Source organism: Frankia sp. CoBUL1 (assembly GCF_978021245.1).
Map to the genome: position 1 here is coordinate 1 of NZ_CDXDOS010000186.1, position 6993 is coordinate 6993.

At 71.6% G+C, this 6993-nt stretch carries 6 protein-coding genes; 3 read left to right on the top strand and 3 right to left on the bottom strand.

Annotated features, from left to right (window positions below):
* Positions 1–82: 82 nt before the first annotated feature.
* On the top strand, positions 83–796 hold the full coding sequence (locus AC08OX_RS13170; protein ID WP_476608087.1) for a VIT1/CCC1 transporter family protein: 714 nt from the start codon (positions 83–85) through the stop codon (positions 794–796).
* Between the two features lie 127 nt (positions 797–923).
* Here AC08OX_RS13170 and AC08OX_RS13175 read toward each other — a convergent pair whose 3' ends face one another.
* The 3 genes from AC08OX_RS13175 to AC08OX_RS13185 all read right to left on the bottom strand — a co-directional run bounded on the left by AC08OX_RS13175 (position 924) and on the right by AC08OX_RS13185 (position 6076).
* A complete protein-coding gene (locus AC08OX_RS13175; protein ID WP_476608088.1) occupies positions 924–1754 on the bottom strand; it encodes a MurR/RpiR family transcriptional regulator in 831 nt (276 codons plus the stop codon).
* A 203-nt stretch (positions 1755–1957) separates the two neighbouring features.
* A complete protein-coding gene (locus AC08OX_RS13180) occupies positions 1958–3259 on the bottom strand; it encodes a YncE family protein (RefSeq protein WP_476608089.1) in 1302 nt (433 codons plus the stop codon).
* A gap of 99 nt (positions 3260–3358) precedes the next feature.
* On the bottom strand, positions 3359–6076 hold the full coding sequence (locus tag AC08OX_RS13185; protein WP_476608090.1) for an AAA family ATPase: 2718 nt from the start codon (positions 6074–6076) through the stop codon (positions 3359–3361).
* A 93-nt stretch (positions 6077–6169) separates the two neighbouring features.
* Between AC08OX_RS13185 and AC08OX_RS13190 the strand changes: the two genes are divergently transcribed.
* Both AC08OX_RS13190 and AC08OX_RS13195 read left to right on the top strand, forming a co-directional pair.
* Entirely contained in the window at positions 6170–6340 is a 171-nt protein-coding gene (locus AC08OX_RS13190) for a hypothetical protein (protein WP_476608091.1), read from the top strand.
* On the top strand, positions 6337–6753 hold the full coding sequence (locus AC08OX_RS13195) for a Dabb family protein (RefSeq protein ID WP_476608092.1): 417 nt from the start codon (positions 6337–6339) through the stop codon (positions 6751–6753). Before AC08OX_RS13190 ends, AC08OX_RS13195 begins: the two co-directional genes overlap by 4 nt.
* Positions 6754–6993 lie beyond the last annotated feature (240 nt).

The following is a 6993-nucleotide window of genomic DNA, read 5'->3' on the forward strand; positions in this document are numbered from 1 at the left end:
CCTGGTGGAACGGGTGATTGTCACAGTTGTGCCACAGCCGCCGAGACGATGCCGATCGTCAACACCGTGCTGTAATGCCCCCATGGCGACATTCGGTGCGGTGCGGCGGCACCGGGAGCGGCACAGCACGAACCGTTCGGGCTGGCTGCGCGCGGCCGTCCTCGGCGCGAACGACGGCCTGGTCTCCACCTCCAGTCTCATCGTCGGCGTCGCCGCGAGCGGCGCCTCCACCGGCGCGGTCCTGACCGCCGGGATCGCGGGTCTGACCGCGGGGGCGATGTCGATGGCGGCCGGGGAGTACGTGTCGGTAAGCTCCCAGGCCGACGTGGAACGCGCGGACCGGGCCAAGGAGAGCGCGGAGCTGGCGGCCGACCCCGTGGCCGAGCTCGCCGAGCTGGTCGGCATCTATGAGCGGCGCGGCCTTCCGCACGACCTCGCCACGCAGGTCGCCGTGACGCTGACCGAGCGGGGTGCGCTGGAGGCGCACCTGCGCGACGAACTCGGCCAGAGTGAGGCCACCCGGGCGCGCCCGGTCCAGGCCGCCGTCGCGTCGGCGGGCAGCTTCACGGCCGGCGGGCTGGTGCCGTTCCTCGGGATGTCGGCCCCGGCGGGAGCGGGCCGCCTGATGCTCGTCGTCGTGGTTGCGGTGATCGGTCTCGTCGTCGCGGGCATACTCGCCGCGCGGGCCGCCGGTATGGCGCTGCTGCGTCCGGCCCTGCGCGTCGTGCTGGGCGGCGCCGCTGCCATGCTGGTCACCGCGCTGGTCGGTCTGATCACCGACGCGGCCGGCGGCTGACCGACCGCCGGGACGTACCTCGCCCACCACCGATCCACCGCTGGTCCGCGGGCTCATACCGTTCCTCGGTGGACGCGGGGGCGGACCACGGGCCGTCGACACCGGCGCCGCCGGGTCTGGTAGGCGGCTACATCCGGTGTTCGACGATCACGTCGGCGGTCATCGCCAGCGCGCCAGGGCTGCGCGGGCTGCGCACCACCACGAGGGCGAACAGGGCGTCGAGCACCGACAGGTGCACGATCCGGCTGGTCATCGCCTCGATGCGATACGCCGTCTCCCGACTGCCCACCACCACCGCGTGCTGCACCAGCTCGGTCAACGGTGACCGGGCAAAGCTCGTGATCGCGGCGGTATGCGCCCCGGCGTCCACGGCCGCCCGCATCGCCGCCAGTGTCTCCGCCGTCGAGCCGGTGTGGCTGACCGCAACACACAGATCACCCGCCGCCAGCATCCGGGCAGTGACGTGCTGCACATGCGCGTCCCCGGCGAACCGCGCATCGACCCCGACCGTGGTCAGCCGGTAGGCGGCATCCATCGCCAGCGGCGCCGACGTCCCCACCGCCACGAACAACGTCCGCGGCGCGGCGACGACCAGGTCGGCGATCGTCGCCAGCACGCCACCGTCGATCCCCCGCGCCGCCTCGGTCAGCGCACTCGCAGCCCCGCCGAGCACCTTCCCGGCAATCTCATCCGGGCCGTCGGCCGCGGACACCTCGTCCACCAGCTGCCGCTCCACCGGCAGCGTCTCCCGGATCAGCGCCAGCTTGAGTTCCTGATAGCCCCGAAGCCCCAGGCTCTGGCAGAACCGCACCACCGTCGCCGGCGAGCTTCCCGACACCTGCGCCAGCTCGCTCACCGACTGGTGGATCATCGCAACCGGGTCCGCGAGGACCTGCCGCGCCACCCGCTGCTCCGCCGACGACAACGACGCCGACAAAGCCCGAATGCGCTCCAACACGGCGGGCGCGTCAGCGTCGCCCGCGACCCTCACAGTAACGTCACTAGTCACGACACGTCACGCTAAGCGCGTAGGCACAACGGTCAGATACCCAAAGGTAAACTAAGAATGAATCTTCCATGGTATTATGGATCATGAAAATCCGTTTCAGTCAACCCGCTCGCTCCCGGCCCGGATGAGGGGGCCCCGAGCTCGTCCGACCCTCAGCGCATGATCCCAGTATGGCCGAGGGAGTAGCGACCGGGTTGCGGCCAGACCGCGAGACCGTGCGGCTCACGGCCGACGGGGATCCGAGCCAGCAGCCGGCCGGCCTTCGGCTCCGAACCTCCGGGCCCGCCGGTGTCGAACACGTACACGACGTTGCTGCGGCGGCCGGACAACCACAGCCGCGAGCCGTTGGCATCGACGTTGCCCATGTCCGGGGTTCCCCCACCGGGGATCGGCCAGGTGGCCACGACGGTCCGGGTGGCGAAGGAGATGACCGAGACCGAGCCCTGGTCGCCGGAGTGCGGGAACGGCGGCTTCATGGAGTCCATGTGGCCACCCCGGTTGGCGACGTACAGGAATCGGCCGTCGCGGCTCGGGTAAAGGCTGTGGGTCTCCGGCCCGGTCCGGACGAAATCGACCCTGGTGAAGCGATCCCCGTCAACGAGGTGGACACCGTCGGCGTTCATGTCCGCCACGTACCAGATCCGACCGGCCGAATCGATCTTGATGTCCTGTGGAGCGGCGTCCCGGCCGAGGTCCAGATATCCGATGACCCGCTGACGCGGGATGTCGATCTTGACGAGTCGTCCCGCGAACTCGCAGGTGGCGATCGCATAGGAGCCGTCGACGGAGAAGTCGACGTGGTTGACGCCCGCGCAGGCCGTGCCCACGTCCAGGCTGTGCCGTAGGGCGAACGTGTGCGGATCACGGAAGTCGATGTGGTGGTTCGCCTCGGCGATGACCATCGCGTTGGCCCCGTCGGGAGTGAAGTACAGGTTGTACGGGTCCGCGACCGGTACCGCGGGCCCGGCGGGCCGACCGGTCCGCGGATCGATCGGTGACAGGCTGTTGCCGCGGTTGTTGTTCACCCACAGGGTCCGCAGGTCCCAGGAGGGGACCACGTGCTGCGGCTCGCGGCCGGCGGCGTAGGTGTCCACGACCCGCAGCGTGCGCTGGTCGATGACCGTGACGGTGCCGTCGCGCAGGTTCGGGACGTACACGAGAGGCGGATCGTCGCGGACCACCGGGCTCAGCATCCCGGCACGCGCGTGCGCGTACACGTCCACGACGCCGCCCTCGCCACGGGGCAGGGCAGAGTCGGCTCCCCGGCCCGGCGCGGGAACGGAACCCGGAGGGCGGGCGGCACCGGCCCCCGTAGCCTGGTCGCTCCTGACCCGGATCAGCCATACCACCAGCAGTGCGACCACCAGGGCCGCCAACCCGGCCAACATGATCAGACCACGCCGCCGGGACCTGGTCCCCGGCTGGCGGCGCTGCGCTGTCGACCCCTCCGGCATGCGGCCAGAGTAGAAGGCCTGAGCGGGCGAAGCCACGATCGACGGCGCGGCCGTCCAGCTCGACCCACCAGGACTCCGCGGTACGCGGCACGCTCACACTCATCTGGCGGTGGGGGTACGCAGTGCGGGCAGGTCCCGGAGCTGGCGACGGGACGTGATGCCGAGCTTGCGGAAGATATTGCGCAGGTGGGCGTCGACGGTGCGGGGGCTGATGAACAGCCGTGCCGCGACCTCCTTTGACGTGGCGCCCTCCGCGACCAGGCAGGCGATGTGGGTCTCCTGCGCGGTGAGGTCGTCGGTGGTGCCCGACGTGCGGCCGCGCACGTCGGCGCCGGCCGCACGCAGCTCGGCGGCGGCGCGGTCGGTGAAGGCCGCCATGCCGTTGTCGGCGAACCGGTCGTAGGCGGTACGAAGCTGCCGGCGGGCGTCGCGTCGCCTGCCCTGGCGGCGCAGCCACTCGCCGTAGAGCAGGTGCGCCCTGGCCAGATACGGGGCGAGCGGGCTCCTCTCAAGGTGACCTATGGCCGCGGCGAAGTCGTCCTCGTCGCCGGTGACGAGTGCGCGGGCGTAGGCGCCGACGCCCAGCGCCCACGGTGTGCCGCTGCCCTCGGTACGTTCGGTGAGCGATACCGAACCCGACCGGGCCACCTCGTGCTCGCCGCAGCGGACCGCGGCCTCGACCAGTTCCGGCAGGGCGATCGCGGCGACGAACAGGTCGCCGTGCCGGGTGGCCGCCTCGGCGGCGGCAAGTGCCGCCGGGTAGTCGGTGAGGCCGTTACTCAGGACGGCCGTTGCCCAGTCGGCGTTGGCGATCGTCTGCCCGGTGCCGCTCGCGGTCGCCTCGGCGGTGAAACCGTCGATCACCGCCCGCGCCTGCGCCTCCCGGCCACGCAAGGCGGCGAGGTGCAGCTGCGGATACGCCAGCGGCTCCACCCCGACCGCGTCCGCCACCGCCTCCTCCTCGGCGATCGCCGAGGTGGCGGCGGCGAAGTCACCGGTGTGCACCGCGCCGGCCGCCGCCATGCCAAGACCGAGGCGGAGCATGAGCGGCGACCCCGACTCGCGGGCGGAGGCCAGCACCCAGTCGGTGATCACGCCGTGTGCCTCGGCGTCCCAGAGCTCCACGGCGAGCATCCCGGCGAGCGCCGGTCGCCGTGTCCACTGTGGACGGGAAGCGAGGATCTCGCGGACCGGCCGCGCCGCCGCGTGGTGTCCTTCCGTCGCCAGCCGCAGCAGCGCGTCCAGGAGGTCCGGCGGGCCCGATGCCGGCGGCGCCGAGCGCGCTGTCTCGACGACCATGTCCATGACCCCGCTGGCCCGGCCGACGACCAGGGCCATCTCGACGGCGTCGAGAAAGCAGTCCCGCGACCACCGTGGGTCGGTCGCGGCGAGGCGCTGGGCCGCGCGCAGCATGAACGCCGGACCATCGCCGTCGCGGTGGCGCACGAACGTGATCCGCCCGCGCATCAGCTCCACCCTGGCCAGCGCGACGGAGTCGGTCCCGTCCACCGTGACCGCGGTGAGCAGGCCGTCCGCCGCGTCGAGTGCACCGGAGTCGAGGTGAGCCTGCGCGGCCGCGAGTGTGCGTTCGGTGCGGCGCGCGGGGTCACGGGATAGGGCAGCGGCCCGCGCGAGGAACGCCGCGGCAGCCGCCACTCCCCCACGTGCCGCGGCACGGGTGGCGCAACGGTTCAGTTCCGCGGCGGTGTCCTCGTCGGGGCCGGCACCGGCCTGCGCGCGATGCCAGGCCCGCCGGTCGGGGTCCCGTTCCGGGTCCGTGACCTCGGTGAGCGCCTGGTGCGCGGCGTGGCGGTCCTCGACGGCGGCGGCCTGGTAGACCGCGGACCTGGCGAGCGGGTGGCAGAACCGCACGCGCGGGCCGAGCTCGACCAGCCCGGACGCCTCGGCGTGCGCGCCAGCCGCCGGGCCGACACCGAGTCGTTCGGCTGCGGCCCACAACAGGCCGGGGTCACCGGTCGGGTCGGCGCTAGCCACGGTCAGCAGCAATCGCACGTCCTCGGGCAGGGGCACGAGACGATCCTGGAAACTGCGTTCGACCCTGCTGGGCACCGAGGACGCGTCGGGCAGGGCAAAGCCGCCGGCGCCGGGCAGTTCGAGCAGCGCGAGCAGCGCGAGCGGGTTGCCCCTGGCCTCGGCGAGCACGCGGTCCCGCACGGTCCCGTCCAGCGTGGCGCGGGTGTCCGCCAGCAGCCGGCGGGCGTCGTCGTCGGCCAGCCCGGTCACCTCGACGCTCGGTAGCTCGTCAAGTCCGTGCCGTGCGGCCAGCACCATCGCCACCGGTTCGGCCGCGATGCGCCGCGCAAGGAACGTCAGTATCCGTGTCAATGCGTCGTCGAGCCAGTGTGCCTCGTCGACGAGGCACAGCACCGGTTCCGACCCCGCCGCGGTGACCAGCAGTTCCAGGGCTGCCATGCCGATGCGGAACATTTCTGGTGTGCCGTCGGCGAGGCCGAACGCCGCCTCCAGTGCCGCGCGGTGTGGCGGGGGTAGTGCCGCGAGGTCGCCCAGGGCCGGGACGCACAGCTGGTGCAGTGCGGCGAACGGGAACTCGGTCTCAAACTGGGATCCGGTCGCCTCGATGACCCGCATCCCCTGCGCCGAGCGCCGCAGGTGGTCGAGCAGTGCGCTCTTGCCGATACCGGCCTCGCCGCGGAGCACCAGCACCCCGCCCTCGCCGTCCTTGGCGCCCGCGACCAGCGCCTCGAGCCTGCGGCGTTCCTCACCCCTGCCGACGAACGTCCGGACCGGTATCCCCACAACGGGAACAGTATGCGCGCCGATGTAGGTGGTTTTCACCGACGCGGGCGGTGCCGGACCAGTGCGAGCCTCGAGTCGAGCCACTACCCGACTCGACGGAGGGAGTCCGGTGTCCATGACCACGGGCCACCTGTGCGAGTCCCCGACGCGCGCCGCTCGGGCGACCGTGCTCGCGGCGGCGGCATCGAGGTCTCCGGCGTCGCCGGAGCCTTCACCTGGACCGGGATCGCGGCCCTCGCGGGCGCGATCGCCGCGGCGCTGCTGATCCGTTCACCCCATCAGGGAAAGGACGACACCCGATGATCTACCACACGGTCCGCATGACCCTTCGCCCCGACGCCCCGGCAGACAAGGTGGAGGAAGCGGTCGAGAGCTTGCGCAACCAAGGTCGTGTCATCCCGTCGGTGACCTCGTTCGTGGTCGGCCGCGACGTCGGCGGCGAGTTCGAGTGGGGCGCGACCTATGTCATCGAGGACCTCGACGGATACTGGGAGTACCTCAAGCACCCCGCCCACCGGCATACCGACGAGATCGGGCTCCCGTTGGTCGGCACGTTCGTGTCGTTCGACGTCACCGACCACAAGGACCCGGAGATCGCCGAGAAGATCGCAGCCCTGCACAAGCGTCGCTACGAGGAGGACCCCGCCCTCGCGAAGCTGGTATCCGGTCTCGCCTCCTACACCGGCAGCAGTGCTCCCGGCACGCACGCCTACTGACCGCTCCGACGAATCGAGACACCGTGGCCCGCCGAGCCCCTGACGTCCAACACCGAACCTGTGGACACCGAACCTGTGGACTACGTGCGGTTCGCACCCCTGGAACGGTTGCTGGTGACTCCTCCGCCGGCTAAAGCCGGCGGCTTCTCAAGCCGCCGGAGCATGGATGGTTCTCCCTTGTTCAGCTGGGATGTCAGTAACTGCCCACGTCGAGCAGTGCACCAAGCAGTTCCCCGGGCG

Excerpts from the sequence above, each read along its gene's own strand:
- AC08OX_RS13170 (WP_476608087.1), top strand. The coding sequence starts at position 83 with ATGGCGACATTCGGTGCGGTGCGGCGGCACCGGGAGCGGCACAGCACG.
- AC08OX_RS13180 (WP_476608089.1), bottom strand. The coding sequence starts at position 3,259 with ATGCCGGAGGGGTCGACAGCGCAGCGCCGCCAGCCGGGGACCAGGTCC.
- AC08OX_RS13195 (WP_476608092.1), top strand. The coding sequence starts at position 6,337 with ATGATCTACCACACGGTCCGCATGACCCTTCGCCCCGACGCCCCGGCA.